This window comes from Rhodoferax sp. TH121, assembly GCF_002251855.1.
Taxonomy (GTDB): Bacteria; Pseudomonadota; Gammaproteobacteria; order Burkholderiales; family Burkholderiaceae_C; genus Allorhodoferax.
The window spans coordinates 679,757-692,665 of the sequence record NZ_NOXW01000021.1; the positions used below are offsets into that span (position 1 = coordinate 679,757).

Here is a 12,909-nt window from a genome sequence, read left to right on the forward strand (position 1 = left end):
CTAGACGATGTCGATGGCGTGGATGCCGTAGTGCCCCGCGCGTCGGTCGGCAAAGTAGCGTTCCAGCGTCTCCTTGACGGTGCGGAAGGCAATCTCGTCCCAGGGGATCTCGTCCTCGCGGAACAGGCGGGCCTCGATGGTCTCGGTGCCGGGGTTGAACTGGTCGCTGGTCAGGCGGGCACGGTAGAACAGATGCACCTGGCCCACGCGCGCGACGTTCAGCAGCGTGAACAAGCCTTCCAGCTCAAACTGCGCACCGGCTTCCTCGTCGGTTTCGCGCGCAGCGCCTTCGGCCGTGGTTTCGTTGAGTTCCATGAAGCCGGCGGGTAGCGTCCACTTGCCAAAGCGCGGCTCGATGTTGCGCTTGCACAGCAACACCTGGTCGCCCCAGTGGGGCACAGTGCCCACCACATTGAGCGGGTTCTCGTAGTGGATCGTGGCGCATGCCGGGCAGACGGCGCGTTCCTTGGTGTCGCCGTCATCAGGGACGCGGTAGACCACGGCGGTGCCGCACTGCCGGCAATGGCGTATGGGGGGGCGCAGCATGCCCGGGCTCAGACCAACTGCACGCGCAGGGGCTGCAGGCCGTCCACACTGGCCAGCAGTACATCGCCGCGCACCACGGCACCCACGCCTTCGGGCGTGCCGGTGAAGATCAGATCGCCGGGCTGCAGCGCCCAGGCGGTGGACAGCTGCTCGATGGTCTCGGCAATGTTCCAGATCAGCTTGGCAATGGTGCTGCGCTGGCGGTCCTGGCCGTTGACCTGCAGGGCGATGGTGGCGCTGCCAATGCCGGGCACCTGGGCGGCGGGGGTAATGGGGCCCAGTGGTGCGGCAAAGTCAAAACCCTTGCCAATGCACCAGGGCCGGCCCTGCTTCTTCATCTCGTTTTGCAGGTCGCGGCGCGTCATGTCCAGGCCCACGGCGTAGCCGTAGATGTGCTGGTGTGCGTCGGCCGCCTTGATATGGCTGCCGCCCTTGCCAATGGCGACCACCAGCTCCACTTCATGGTGCAGGTTGCTGGTCAGCGTGGGGTAGGGCATGGACACTGTTTCGCCGCCTTCGGCCACCAGGGCTGCATCTGCCGGCTTCATGAAGAAGAAGGGCGCCTCGCGGCCGGAGTGGCCCATCTCCTTGGCGTGGTCTTCGTAGTTGCGGCCCACACAGTACATGCGGTGGATGGGGAAGCGGGCTGTGCTACCAAGCACAGGCAGGCTGGGCAGGGCGGGGGGCGTGACGACGTAGTCCATGGTGCGACCCTCAGGCGGACTTCACCAGCAGGTCAAAGTGCTCCACCACGGGCGGCTGGGCAAAGAAAGGTCCCACAATGGCGCGCCACTGGGGGAAGAGATCGCCACCACGGAAACCCACAGTGTGGTCTTCCAGCGTTTCCCAAAAGATTTGCAGGATGTAGCGCTCGGGACTTTCGATGCCCTTGTTCACCTTGTAGCCCTGAAAGCCCTTGGCCTTGGAAATGACCTCGCGCAGGCCGCGGGCGATGGCTTCGTCAAACGCGGCGTTCTGGCCAGGGTGAATGCGGATATCGGCGAGTTCCAGAATCATGGGGGCTCCAGGCAGTGTATGGGTCATTGAGTGGTCCTCCAATGGTAACGGCTTCGGGTTTATCCTCGCGGGCATGAAGCTGCACAATTACTGCCGGTCCTCGGCCTCGTTCCGGGTGCGTATTGCGCTCAAGCTCAAGGGCCTAGACTATGACTATCTGCCCGTGCACCTGGTGCGCGGCGAACAGTTGCAGGATGGCCACCGTGCGCTGTCCGCCGACGGTCTGGTGCCAGTGTTGGAGGTGGATGGCCACGCGCTGGTCCAGTCGATGGCCATCATCGAATACTTGGACGAAACCCGCCCTACGCCGCCCCTGCTGCCTGCCAGCGCGCTGGGCCGCGCCCAGGTGCGCGCGCTGGCGCAAACCATTGCCTGCGAGATCCACCCCATCAACAACCTGCGCGTGCTCAAGTACCTGACGGGTACGCTGGAATGCTCGGAAGACGAAAAGAACACTTGGTACCGCCACTGGGTACGCCAAGGCTTGGAAGCCTTTGAGCTTCAGTTGGAGCGGCTGAACGCCCGCGGCGTGCGCCCCACGCGCTTTTGTTATGGCGACGCGCCGACGCTGGCCGATTGCCTGCTGGTGCCGCAAATTTTCAATGCCCGTCGCTTTGACACGAATCTGGATGGATTACCGCTGACGATGGCCGCGTTTGAGGCTTGCATGGCGCTTCCCGCGTTTGACGCTGCCCAGCCTAGCCGCTGCCCTGACTTCATGCCATGAGCAGGCCAGCAGATTGGCTGGTGCCTGATTGGCCCGCCCCAGCAAGGGTGAAGGCGGTGTTCACCACCCGCAGCGGCGGCCAGTCGCGCGCGCCATATGGCAGCCTGAACCTGGGGACCCATGTGGGTGACGAGCTGGCCGATGTGCTGGCCAATCGCGCCGTTTTGCAGCGTGCCTTGGGTGTCCGGCCGGTGTTTCTGGAGCAGGTGCATGGCACGCAGGTGCAGACGCTAGCGCTGGACACGCCCGATGGTACGGTGGCCGACGCCTGCCTGAGCACCCAGACTGGCGTGGCTTGCACCATCATGGTGGCGGACTGCCTGCCCATCCTGCTATGCGATGCCAGCGGCCGCTGGGTGGCTGGGGCCCATGCGGGCTGGCGGGGGCTTGCGGGTCAGAGTGGCGTGGGCGTGGTGGAAAGTACGCTGGCGGCTGTTTGCAAAGAAAAAGTGGCTCTAGCCCCCGTGCATAGTGCGCAAGCAGCTCCTGAAATCATAGCGTGGTTGGGGCCTTGCATTGGGCCTACCGCGTTTGAAGTGGGGGATGAAGTGCGCGCAGCCTTCGTGGACAGCGATGCGGCGGCTATCGAATGCTTTGTGCCCGCCAGCCCTGGCAAGTGGTTGGCGAACCTGCCGGCCCTGGCGCGCAGGCGCCTGGCGGCGGCAGGTGTGAAGGCGGTTTACGGTAACGACGGCAGTGCACCCTGGTGCACGGTTAACAACCCGTCACATTTCTTTTCCCACCGGCGCGACCGGGTCAGCGGCCGTCTGGCCGCCTGCATCTGGCTGGGCTGAGACTGCTCCCGTAGCGGGGGAGGCAGCGGCAGCAGCCGCTGCGTGGGCGGCAATGGCTGCTTCACGCTCGGCCATCTCTTGCGCCCGAATCTTGCGTTTGCGGGCCGGTGTGCCCATGAAATACATCATCAGCGCGACCGGCAGCAGGCCATACAAAACAAAGGTCACGATGGCACCCAGCACGGTGCCAGTGGTGTTGGTGGCTTCGGCCACACTCATCATGAGGGCCACGTAGAGCCAGGCGATCGGAATGATGTACATAGGGTTTCCCTTGGGGCTTGTCAGGATAGCGCAGGCCCGAGGCTGCCATACTTGGGCGTTAGACTAGACCCACTAATTTCGAAGGTGATGGCGTGACCCAATCCAATCCCGACTTTTTGGCCCAGGCTACGCAACAGTTCCAGCAAGCTTTCTCCCAGAGCTGGACCAAGGCACTGGAGTCCTTCCAAGGGCTCGATTTGGGAGCGGCCGGCGCCGGTTTCCCCGCCATGGCCGAAAAACCACCCGAAATCCATTTCGCCCCCGAGAAGCTGCAAGCCCTGCAACAGCAGTACCTGCAGGAGGCCATGGGCCTGTTCAGTCAGGGGCTGAGCCAGCCCGCGCAGGTTGCTGCCAGTACCGACCGCCGTTTTGCTGCGCCCGCCTGGGGTGACAACCCGGTGGCAGCCTACGCTGCTGCGGTCTACCTACTCAATGCGCGCACCCTCATGGGGTTGGCTGAAGCGGTAGACACGGACGCCAAGACCAAGAGCCGTATCCGCTTTGCCGTGGAGCAGTGGATGGCCGCCGCCGCACCCAGCAACTTCCTGGCTTTCAATGCCGAGGCGCAGAAAAAAGCGATCGAGACCAAGGGAGAGAGCATCGCCAAGGGCGTGAAGAATCTGGTGCACGACATCCAGCAAGGCCATGTGTCCATGACGGATGAAAGCCTGTTTGAGGTGGGCAAGAACGTGGCGACGACCGAAGGTGCTGTGGTTTTCGAGAACGAGCTGTTCCAGCTCATCGAATACAAGCCGCTCACCACCAAGGTTTTTGAGAAGCCGTTTTTGCTGGTGCCCCCGTGCATCAACAAGTTCTATATCCTGGACCTGCAGCCCGAGAACTCCTTGATCCGCTACGCAGTGGAGCAGGGCCACCGCACCTTTGTGGTGAGCTGGCGCAACCCCGACCCCACGCTGGCCCACAAGACCTGGGATGACTACATTGAAGGCGCCGTCATCAAGGCCATTGGTGTGACGCGCGAAATCAGCGGTGCTTCCAGCATTAATGCTCTGGGCTTTTGCGTGGGCGGCACCATGCTGGGCACCGCGCTGGGCGTGCTGGCCGCGCGCGGCGAGCAGCCCGTGGACAGCGCCACCTTCCTCACCACCTTCCTTGATTTTTCAGATACAGGCATCTTGGATGTCTTTATTGACGAGGCCATGGTCAAGTTCCGTGAGGCGGAATTCGCCAAGGGCGGCCTTATGAAAGGGCAGGATCTGGCCAGTACCTTCAGTTTTCTGCGCCCCAACGACCTGGTGTGGAACTACGTGGTGGGCAACTACCTCAAGGGCGAAACGCCGCCACCGTTTGATCTGCTGTACTGGAACAGCGACAGCACCAACTTGCCCGGTCCTTGGTACGCCTGGTATCTGCGCAACACCTACTTGGAAAACAACCTCAAGAAGCCCGGCAAGCTCACGGTTTGTGGCGAGAAGCTGGACCTGGGTGCAGTCGATATCCCGGTCTACATCTACGGATCGCGTGAGGACCATATCGTGCCCATCGGCGGCGCCTACGCCTCCACGCAAATCCTGCCTGGCAAGAAACGCTTTGTGCAGGGTGCGTCTGGACACATTGCCGGTGTGATCAACCCACCGGCCAAGAACAAACGCAGCCACTGGATACGCGCCGACGGCAAGTTGCCCAAGAAGCACGCGCAGTGGCTGGAGGGCGCGACCGAACATGCCGGCAGTTGGTGGACCGACTGGTCCCAGTGGCTCAAGGGCCATGCTGGCAAGCAAATTGCTGCGCCAAAGGGCTATGGCAAGGGGAAGTACAAAGTCATAGAGGCGGCTCCGGGTCGTTATGTCCAAGCCAAAGCTTGAAGTTTTTTGATTTACCAAGAGAGAAGGAGACACCTGATGGAAGACATCGTCATCGTTGCTGCAGCCCGCACTGCAGTCGGAAAATTTGGTGGCTCGCTTGCCAAAACCCCCGCGACCGAGCTGGGCAGCATCGTGATCAAGAGCCTGTTGGAGCGCAGCGGCTTGCCCGTTGACGCCGTGGGCGAAGTGATTTTGGGCCAAGTGCTGGCCGCTGGCGTGGGCCAGAACCCCGCGCGCCAGGCAGGCATCAAGTCCGGCCTCGCCAAGGAAACCCCGGCCCTCACCATCAACGCCGTTTGCGGCTCCGGCCTCAAGGCCGTGATGCTGGCGGCCCAGGCTGTGGCCTGGGGTGACAGCGAAATCGTCATCGCCGGTGGTCAGGAAAACATGAGCGCCTCGCCGCACGTGCTGCTGGGCAGCCGTGATGGCCAGCGCATGGGCGAGTGGAAGATGGCCGACACCATGATCACAGACGGCTTGTGGGATGTGTACAACCAATACCACATGGGCATCACAGCCGAGAACGTGGCCAAGGCCCATGGCATCACGCGCGAACAGCAGGACGCCCTGGCGCTGGGTAGCCAGCAAAAGGCTGCTGCCGCGCAAGACGCGGGCAAGTTCAAGGTTGAAATTGTTCCGGTGTCCATCCCCCAGCGCAAGGGCGATCCCATCATTTTCGACACGGACGAGTTCATCAACAAGAAGACCAATGCCGAAGCCTTGGCCGGCCTGCGTCCCGCCTTCGACAAGGCTGGCAGCGTGACCGCTGGAAATGCCTCCGGTATCAACGACGGCGCAGCTGGCGTGGTCGTGATGACCGCCAAGAAGGCCGCCGCGTTGGGCCTTACGCCGCTGGCACGCATCGCCAGCTTTGGCACTACCGGCCTGGACCCTGCGGTCATGGGATTGGGTCCCGTGTCGGCCACGCAGCGCGCCTTGGCCCGCGCTGGCTGGAAGGCGCAAGATGTGGATCTGTTTGAACTCAACGAAGCCTTTGCCGCGCAAGCCTGCGCCGTCAACAAGCTGCTCGAGATTGACCCCGCCAAGGTGAACGTAAACGGTGGCGCCATCGCCATCGGCCATCCGATTGGAGCGTCCGGTGCCCGCATCCTGGTGACACTGTTGCACGAAATGCAGCGCAGCGGTGCCAAGAAGGGCGTGGCTTCGCTGTGCATTGGCGGCGGCATGGGCGTGGCCTTGGCTGTGGAGCGCTGATTTTTAGGAGTTTTGGCTGCTAGACTGCATGGAATATGCGCATGCAGCTATGGATTTAGTAGTATTCAATTGAACAACGAGGAAACAATATGAGTCAAAAAGTAGCGTACGTCACCGGCGGCATGGGTGGCATTGGTACCGCCATTTGCCAACGTCTGCACAAAGACGGATTCAAGGTCATTGCAGGCTGCGGCCCCACGCGTGACTATGCCAAGTGGTTGGCCGAGCAAAAAGCCTTGGGCTACACCTTTTACGCCTCGGTGGGCAATGTTGGCGATTGGGATTCCACGGTGGAAGCCTTTACCAAGGCCAAGGCCGAACACGGCAGTGTCGATGTGCTGGTCAACAATGCGGGTATCACCAAGGACCGCATGTTCCTGAAAATGACCAAGGAAGACTGGGATGCGGTGATGAATACCAACCTAGACTCCATGTTCAATGTGACCAAGCAAGTGGTGCCCGACATGGTGGAAAAAGGCTGGGGCCGCATCATCAACATCTCGTCGGTGAACGGCGAGAAGGGGCAAGCCGGTCAGACCAACTACTCGGCCGCCAAGGCCGGCATGCACGGTTTCTCCATGGCTCTGGCGCAAGAGCTGGCCACCAAGGGCGTGACCGTGAACACCGTGAGCCCTGGTTACATTGGGACCGACATGGTCAAGGCCATTCGCGAGGATGTGTTGGCCAAGATTGTGGCCACCGTGCCCGTCAAACGCTTGGGCGAGCCGTCCGAGATCGCGTCCATCATTGCTTGGCTGGCCTCGGAAGAGGGTGGCTACGCCACCGGCGCGGACTTTTCGGTCAACGGTGGTCTGCACATGGGCTGATGGCCTATCGCCTTGCCCCGGCTTGGCCGGGGAAGTGCCACAAGGCCCGCCATGCGCGGGCTTTTTGTATGGTGCTTTGGCGAGCCGCTTAGGGAAGCGACAGCGTGAGATTACGCACCCCGGTCAGATGCGGACCGGGAACGGCTTGGTTGTCTGCCGCGGGAAGGTAAAACAGGCTGACCGATAGAGGTGTTATGGCTGGTGGCTGGGCCGGGCCCAGCACCGTTGGGCGCGCAAGCGTCCATTGCCGCTGGGTGTCCGCCTCCAGACTTAGTTCTTCGTCAATCAGAATGCCGCGCTGGGGTGTCAGGCGTGCGACCTCCAGCCGGTAGCGGCCGGGAAGGCGCCCCTCGAACGTCACTAGCAGCAACCATTCGCCTCGGGCTTGTTCGCTTGCTTTCACGCCCGACACGGTAAAAGCCCCTTGCAACGCCGCGGCGTGGCGTGCGGCCCACGCCTGCTGTTCGGCACGGTCGCGTTGTACTTGCGCCACTTGCCGCGCACACTGCGCGGGGGATACGGCGCTGCCATCGCCAAAGAGGGTCTTGCGCTCTTTGACCTCGGCACACCAGCTCGCGTTGCCGGTGCGCCGGGCCAGCTCCTGGTAGCAGGCAGAGCGGTAATAGTAGGTACGTCCGCCGCCTGGCAGGGCCATCCAGGCGCCATCGGTGAGCCCGCTGACATAGCTGCGTGCAGACATCTGCGCGCAGGCAGTTTCCAATTTCTCGGTGCTGTACCGGCCAAGATCTTGCGCGACCTTCGCATCCGCATCCGCATCGCCTTGCGCGAGTGAGCTTGCAACGCAAAAAAATGGATAAATGGCCAGGCAAGCTGCAAATCGCAGTGTCATGGAGGTCCTCTCGATGGGCTGGACAGCCGTTTCGGGCACGCGTAGACGCCATTGTGCACAGCGCCATCGGATACGGTCTGTTGCAGATATACAGAAACTGAAAGCCCAAGTAGATTTTTCCCCTAGTGACGTGGGGTATGCTCAGAACACTTGACAGACGCAAAGCGCTTCGCAAGCCACTGACTATGACCATTGAAGATTCCGTTTGGGTAGATATAAAGTCGCTACGCTTGGGGCTTTATATTGAGCTGGATGTGGGCTGGATGTCCCATCCCTTTCCTACGGGAAGCTTCAAGATTAGCTCGGCCAAGCAGATCGAAACCCTGCAGACCCTGGGTTTGACCCGTATTCGTTGCATTCCCTCCAAGAGTGATCCCGATCCTGCTGCAGAGCAAGCTGCTGCCCGTGCGCAGGCACAAGCCGCTGCGCTGGATGAGCGTCAACTGGCCGCCTTGCGCGATAAAGAACAACGCCGGCTGCGCGCAACGGCGCTGGCTGCGCAAGACCGCGCCCTGGTGGTGTGTGAGCGCCGTTTTGGTGAGTCGGTGCGCCTGTACCGCAAGGCCATGGACCAAGTACAGACCCAGCCCAAACTGGTCGCCGAGCAGTGCCAGGCCATGGTCGGCACCTACACCTCGGAGCTCCTAGACAAGGGCGAAGCTTCCATTCGCCTGCTCTCAGAGGCGGCGGGCGACAAGTCCTCCATGCACCCTGTGAATGTGACGATTGTCAGCCTCTTGCTTGGCAAGGCCATGGGCTTGCAGGCTGCAGAGCTGCAGGACCTGGGCGTGGCAGCCTTTCTGCACGACATTGGCAAAGTGAATGTGCCGGATCGCGTGCGCTGGGTGGAAGAAAACTTCTCCACGTCTGAGTACCGCATGTACCAAGAGCACGTGGTCCAGGGCGTGAACCTGGCGCGGGCCATGGAGCTGCGCCCCGGGGCGCAGTTGGCGCTGGCCCAGCACCATGAGCTGGCCGATGGCAGTGGTTTTCCGTCGCGCATCAGAGGGGAGGCCATGTCGGTGGCGGGCCGCATCCTCGCGCTCGTGAACCGTTACGACAATCTCTGCAACCCCAGCCGCCCGGCCACGGCGCTCACTCCGCATGAGGCGCTGTCCCTGATCTTTGCGCAGCTCAAGACCCGTTTTGATGCTGCGGCCCTGAGCGCCTTTATCCGGATGATGGGGGTGTACCCGCCGGGATCGGTTGTGCAGCTTATTGATGATCGCTATGCCATCGTGGTATCGGTCAATTCGGCCCGCCCGCTCAAGCCACGCGTCATCGTGCATGAGCCCAGCGTGCCCAAGCATGAGGCGCTCATCCTGGACCTGGAGCATGCACCCCAGTTGGGTATCAGGCGCAGCCTCAAACCCGCCAATTTGCCGCCTTCGGCGCTGGACTACCTGGCGCCACGCCAGCGCATCTGCTATTTCTTCGAACAGGCCCCAGACCCCGAGTCGCCTGAACCCGTGGCATGACCGACGAGGGCCTGGCGGGGCTGCTGGACGGCACGCTGGACGCCATCTGGCTGGTAGACCCCAAGACCCTGCGCATCACTGCAGCCAATCTTTCCGCCGCTACCTTGGTGGGGCTGCCTGTAGCGCAACTGGTGGGTATGCCGGCTATTGCATTGGCTGTCACTCCGGAGGACATGTTTTTTTGGGAAGACGTGGCAGCGGGCCTGACCCACAGCATCCACTCCAACGCCATGCTGCGCGGGGCCAACGGTGATGCGATTGCCGTGGAGCGCAAGGTCAGCCGGATCTGGCCTAGCCCGGACAACCCCTGCTACCTGGTGGCGCTGCGCGACTTGCGCGCTGAGAAAGCGGCCGAAGAGACCCTGGAGCATCGCGTCTCCGAACTCAGTGCCACGCTGGAGTCCACGGGCGACGGCATTCTGGTGACCGACCTGCGCGGAGAGGTGCGCAACTTCAATCAACGGTTTGCAGATCTGTGGGCTCTGCCGGTGGAGCTGCATACCGTGGTTTCTGGCGAGCAGCTCAATGCGCACTTGCAAAACCAGCTGCTGGACCCGCAGGCCTATCTGGCGGCAGCCCAGGCGCTGGCCTCCGATGACTTGGTGGAGCAGGTAGACATCCTGCAGCTGCGCAGTGGCAGGGTTCTGGAGCGTCGATCGGTACCCCAGCGCAGCCGCAACCGCGTGCGCGGGCGGGTGTATTCCTTTCGGGACATTACCGTGCAGCGTGAATCGGAAGGGCAATTGCGGTTGGCGGCCAAGGTCTTTGACTCCAGCCCGGAGGCGGTTTTTATTACCAATGCCGCTTTGGAGGTGGTGCAGGCCAACCCGCGCTGCGTGGCCCTGACCGATCACGCGTCCAGCGGCCTGCTGGGTTCACGGGCCTTGCAATTTTTCCACGACCCGGCCCGGCCACAACTCTCCACGGAGATCGAGATGGCGCTGCTGGCCCATGGAATCTGGAGTGGTGAAGTCTGGCGCACTGTGGGTGAGGCCGCTGTGGCGGTGGAGGTGTCCTGGGTTGCCCTGCAGGACGCGCAGGGCCAGCTCAGCCATACCGTGGTTTTTTTTAAGGACATGACGGAGCGCTTGGAGGCGCAGCGCCGGATTGAAAAACTGGCCTACCGTGACGTTCTGACGGGCCTGCCCAACCGCCTGTTGTTGGGGCAGCGTGTGGAGTTTGCGTTGCGCCTGGCCGAGCGCAGTGGCGGTCACTTTGCGATTCTGTTTCTCGATCTGGACCGATTCAAGAACATCAACGACTCGCTGGGCCATGCCTTTGGCGACCGCGTATTGATGGAGGTGGCGGACCGAATCTTGCACTGCATGCGCGATGTGGATACGCTGAGCCGCATGGGCGGCGACGAATTTGTGGCCTTTTTGCAGGACGCTGATGCGATGGGTGCAGAGGTGGCGGCACGGCGCATTCTGGATGCGCTGGCCCGTCCCTTTTTGGTGGACGAGATGAACTTCTCGCTGGGTTGCAGCATTGGTGTGGCCATGTACCCGGCCGACGGCCGCACGCTGGACGACCTGATCAAGTGCGCCGACACAGCCATGTACCGCGTCAAAGAGCGGGGCCGCGGCAACTTCCGCTTCTACCAGCCACAGATGAATGTGGACCTGCTTTCGCGCATGAAGCTGGACCATGCCATGCGCCGCGCCATGGAGTCCGGCCTGTACCGCTTGCACTACCAGCCCCAGGTGGCGCTGGACGACGGCCGGCTGCTGGGGGCCGAAGCCCTGGTGCGCTGGACGGACCCCGAGCTGGGCGTGGTGTCGCCGGCCGCCTTTATCCCGCTGGCCGAAGAGTCGGGCTTCATCATCACCATTGGCAACTGGGTCATGCAAGAGGCCGTGCGCCAGGCTGCGACCTGGCAGCGTAGCGGTAGACCGCTGGTGGTGTCGGTCAACGTGTCGGCGCTGCAGTTCCAGCAGCCCGATTTTGTGGAGCGCGTGGCGCGCTGCATTGCCGAGGCCGAGCTCAAGCCCGCACTGCTGGAGCTCGAACTGACCGAGTCCATCCTAGTGCAGGACGCGAACGAGGCTCTGGCCCGCCTGCACGCACTGGCAGGCCTGGGCGTCAGCCTGGCGATTGACGACTTTGGCACCGGCTATTCCAGCTTGGCTTACCTGAAGAAATTTCCGATCTCCAAGCTCAAGATCGATCGCACCTTTGTGATGGGCCTGCCTGAGGACGAGAGTGACCGTGCCATCGTAGGCGCCACGGTAGCCATGGCACGCGCGCTCAAGCTCTCCGTGGTAGCGGAAGGGGTGGAGACTCAGGCCCAGTGCGACTACCTGCGGGAGCTGCAGTGTGCGTCGTACCAAGGGTATTTGTGTTCAGCTGGCTTGCCGGCAGCGGAATTTGAGGCGCTGGCTGCGCGACTTATGCAGCCACCGCACCCTGGCGCCTTGGGGTTCTAGCCGTTCAAGCCTTTGTAGAGCATATAGGCGGCCAGCAGGTACAGCACCAAGGCAAAGATGCGCTTGAGCTTGGCGATCGGCAGGCGGTGTGCGGTGCCGGCGCCCAGCGGTGCGGTCAGCACACTGCAGCAGGCAATCACCAGCAGGCCAGGTAGCCACACATAGCCCAGTGACCAAGCGGGCAAGCCCGCCACACCGCTACCGCTCCAGACGTAGCCGGCCGTGTTGGCCAGCGCGATGGGAAAGCCCAGAGCGGCGCTGGTGGCTACGGCATTGAGAATGGGCACATTGAAGGCCACCATGAAGGGCACGCTGACAAAACCGCCGCCGGCACCCACCAGGCCCGACAGAAAACCGATCACACTGCCAGTGGCGGTCTGCCCGGCCATGCCCGGCATCTGGCGACTCGGCTTGGGTTTTTTGTCTAGAAACATTTGCGTGGCCGAGTAGCCCACAAAGGCCGCAAACAGCAGCGCCAGCGTGGTGCCCTTGAGCAGGGCAAACACGCCCAGGCTGGCCAGCGCCCCGCCCAATACGATGCCGGGCGCCAGGCCCTTGACCAGGTCCCAGCGCACGGCGCCGCGTTGGTGGTGGGCGCGCACGCTGGAGATACTGGTGAACATGATGGTGGCCATGGAGGTGGCAATTGCCATCTTGACCGCCAGATCGGCCGGAATGCCTCGGGCTGACAAAATCAATGTGAGGAAGGGGCCGATCAGCATGCCGCCACCGATGCCCAGCAAGCCGGCCATGAAGCCGGTGGCCAAGCCCAGCGTTGCCAACTCGCCAATGAGCAGAGGTTCAAACATCATGCGGGGAAGTAGGGGAGTGAAGGGTGTCTGCGAAGTCCACCGGACCCGCATCCTGAACCGGGGTTCAGGTGGGCGAGGTCAGCACCAGCATTGGGTTCATCTGACGCGAGATGATCACGCTCGCTGGGCC

General features: G+C 62.4%; 13 protein-coding genes. 7 read left to right on the forward strand and 6 right to left on the reverse strand.

Annotation, left to right across the window (positions count from 1 at the left end; translation table 11 throughout):
- From CHU94_RS13260 to CHU94_RS13270, 3 genes are read right to left on the reverse strand one after another with little or no spacing between them, the layout of a single operon-like run.
- Entirely contained in the window at positions 1-546 is a 546-nt protein-coding gene (locus tag CHU94_RS13260) for an NUDIX hydrolase (protein ID WP_094480569.1), read from the reverse strand.
- 8 nt (positions 547-554) lie between these two features.
- Positions 555-1,250, reverse strand: coding sequence for a fumarylacetoacetate hydrolase family protein (locus tag CHU94_RS13265; protein WP_094480572.1), 696 nt, complete (start codon positions 1,248-1,250; stop codon positions 555-557).
- 10 nt (positions 1,251-1,260) lie between these two features.
- Complete coding sequence (locus tag CHU94_RS13270) at positions 1,261-1,563, reverse strand: antibiotic biosynthesis monooxygenase (protein ID WP_094481092.1); 303 nt, start codon at positions 1,561-1,563, stop codon at positions 1,261-1,263.
- A gap of 73 nt (positions 1,564-1,636) precedes the next feature.
- On the opposite strand from CHU94_RS13270, the gene maiA reads away from it, so the two are divergent.
- Together maiA and pgeF are read left to right on the forward strand one after the other, a co-directional pair.
- Positions 1,637-2,290, forward strand: coding sequence for a maleylacetoacetate isomerase (maiA, locus tag CHU94_RS13275; protein WP_094480574.1), 654 nt, complete (start codon positions 1,637-1,639; stop codon positions 2,288-2,290).
- Complete coding sequence (gene pgeF, locus CHU94_RS13280; RefSeq protein WP_094480576.1) at positions 2,287-3,084, forward strand: peptidoglycan editing factor PgeF; 798 nt, start codon at positions 2,287-2,289, stop codon at positions 3,082-3,084. The genes maiA and pgeF overlap by 4 nt, the downstream gene beginning before the upstream one ends.
- Here the strand turns inward: pgeF and CHU94_RS13285 are convergent.
- The gene (locus tag CHU94_RS13285; RefSeq protein WP_094480578.1) at positions 3,016-3,345 is read right to left on the reverse strand and encodes a hypothetical protein; all 330 of its coding nucleotides are present in this window, start codon (positions 3,343-3,345) and stop codon (positions 3,016-3,018) included. The genes pgeF and CHU94_RS13285 overlap by 69 nt on opposite strands.
- A 92-nt stretch (positions 3,346-3,437) precedes the next feature.
- Here CHU94_RS13285 and CHU94_RS13290 point away from each other — a divergent pair, with 92 nt between their 5' ends.
- From CHU94_RS13290 to phbB, 3 genes are all read left to right on the forward strand, one after another.
- Positions 3,438-5,171: an alpha/beta hydrolase gene (locus CHU94_RS13290; RefSeq protein ID WP_094480580.1), complete on the forward strand. Its 1,734-nt coding sequence runs from the start codon at positions 3,438-3,440 to the stop codon at positions 5,169-5,171.
- A 36-nt stretch (positions 5,172-5,207) separates the two neighbouring features.
- Positions 5,208-6,386 (forward strand): acetyl-CoA C-acetyltransferase, encoded by a 1,179-nt coding sequence (locus CHU94_RS13295; protein ID WP_094480582.1) that lies wholly within the window; start codon positions 5,208-5,210, stop codon positions 6,384-6,386.
- A gap of 89 nt (positions 6,387-6,475) precedes the next feature.
- Positions 6,476-7,213, forward strand: a complete 738-nt coding sequence (phbB, locus tag CHU94_RS13300; RefSeq protein ID WP_094480584.1) for an acetoacetyl-CoA reductase — start codon at positions 6,476-6,478, stop codon at positions 7,211-7,213.
- Positions 7,214-7,301: 88 nt separating this feature from the next.
- Here phbB and CHU94_RS13305 read toward each other — a convergent pair whose 3' ends face one another.
- Entirely contained in the window at positions 7,302-8,063 is a 762-nt protein-coding gene (locus CHU94_RS13305; protein ID WP_094480586.1) for a hypothetical protein, read from the reverse strand.
- 185 nt (positions 8,064-8,248) lie between these two features.
- On the opposite strand from CHU94_RS13305, the gene CHU94_RS13310 reads away from it, so the two are divergent.
- On the forward strand, positions 8,249-9,541 hold the full coding sequence (locus CHU94_RS13310; protein WP_094480588.1) for an HD-GYP domain-containing protein: 1,293 nt from the start codon (positions 8,249-8,251) through the stop codon (positions 9,539-9,541).
- A complete protein-coding gene (locus tag CHU94_RS13315) occupies positions 9,538-11,967 on the forward strand; it encodes an EAL domain-containing protein (protein WP_094480590.1) in 2,430 nt (809 codons plus the stop codon). Before CHU94_RS13310 ends, CHU94_RS13315 begins: the two co-directional genes overlap by 4 nt.
- Here CHU94_RS13315 and CHU94_RS13320 read toward each other — a convergent pair.
- On the reverse strand, positions 11,964-12,779 hold the full coding sequence (locus CHU94_RS13320; RefSeq protein WP_094480592.1) for a sulfite exporter TauE/SafE family protein: 816 nt from the start codon (positions 12,777-12,779) through the stop codon (positions 11,964-11,966). The genes CHU94_RS13315 and CHU94_RS13320 overlap by 4 nt on opposite strands.
- Positions 12,780-12,909 lie beyond the last annotated feature (130 nt).

Excerpts from the sequence above, each read along its gene's own strand:
- CHU94_RS13260 (WP_094480569.1), bottom strand. The coding sequence starts at position 546 with ATGCTGCGCCCCCCCATACGCCATTGCCGGCAGTGCGGCACCGCCGTG.
- CHU94_RS13265 (WP_094480572.1), bottom strand. The coding sequence starts at position 1,250 with ATGGACTACGTCGTCACGCCCCCCGCCCTGCCCAGCCTGCCTGTGCTT.
- CHU94_RS13270 (WP_094481092.1), bottom strand. The coding sequence starts at position 1,563 with ATGATTCTGGAACTCGCCGATATCCGCATTCACCCTGGCCAGAACGCC.
- maiA (WP_094480574.1), top strand. The coding sequence starts at position 1,637 with ATGAAGCTGCACAATTACTGCCGGTCCTCGGCCTCGTTCCGGGTGCGT.
- pgeF (WP_094480576.1), top strand. The coding sequence starts at position 2,287 with ATGAGCAGGCCAGCAGATTGGCTGGTGCCTGATTGGCCCGCCCCAGCA.
- CHU94_RS13285 (WP_094480578.1), bottom strand. The coding sequence starts at position 3,345 with ATGTACATCATTCCGATCGCCTGGCTCTACGTGGCCCTCATGATGAGT.
- CHU94_RS13295 (WP_094480582.1), top strand. The coding sequence starts at position 5,208 with ATGGAAGACATCGTCATCGTTGCTGCAGCCCGCACTGCAGTCGGAAAA.
- phbB (WP_094480584.1), top strand. The coding sequence starts at position 6,476 with ATGAGTCAAAAAGTAGCGTACGTCACCGGCGGCATGGGTGGCATTGGT.
- CHU94_RS13305 (WP_094480586.1), bottom strand. The coding sequence starts at position 8,063 with ATGACACTGCGATTTGCAGCTTGCCTGGCCATTTATCCATTTTTTTGC.
- CHU94_RS13310 (WP_094480588.1), top strand. The coding sequence starts at position 8,249 with ATGACCATTGAAGATTCCGTTTGGGTAGATATAAAGTCGCTACGCTTG.
- CHU94_RS13315 (WP_094480590.1), top strand. The coding sequence starts at position 9,538 with ATGACCGACGAGGGCCTGGCGGGGCTGCTGGACGGCACGCTGGACGCC.
- CHU94_RS13320 (WP_094480592.1), bottom strand. The coding sequence starts at position 12,779 with ATGATGTTTGAACCTCTGCTCATTGGCGAGTTGGCAACGCTGGGCTTG.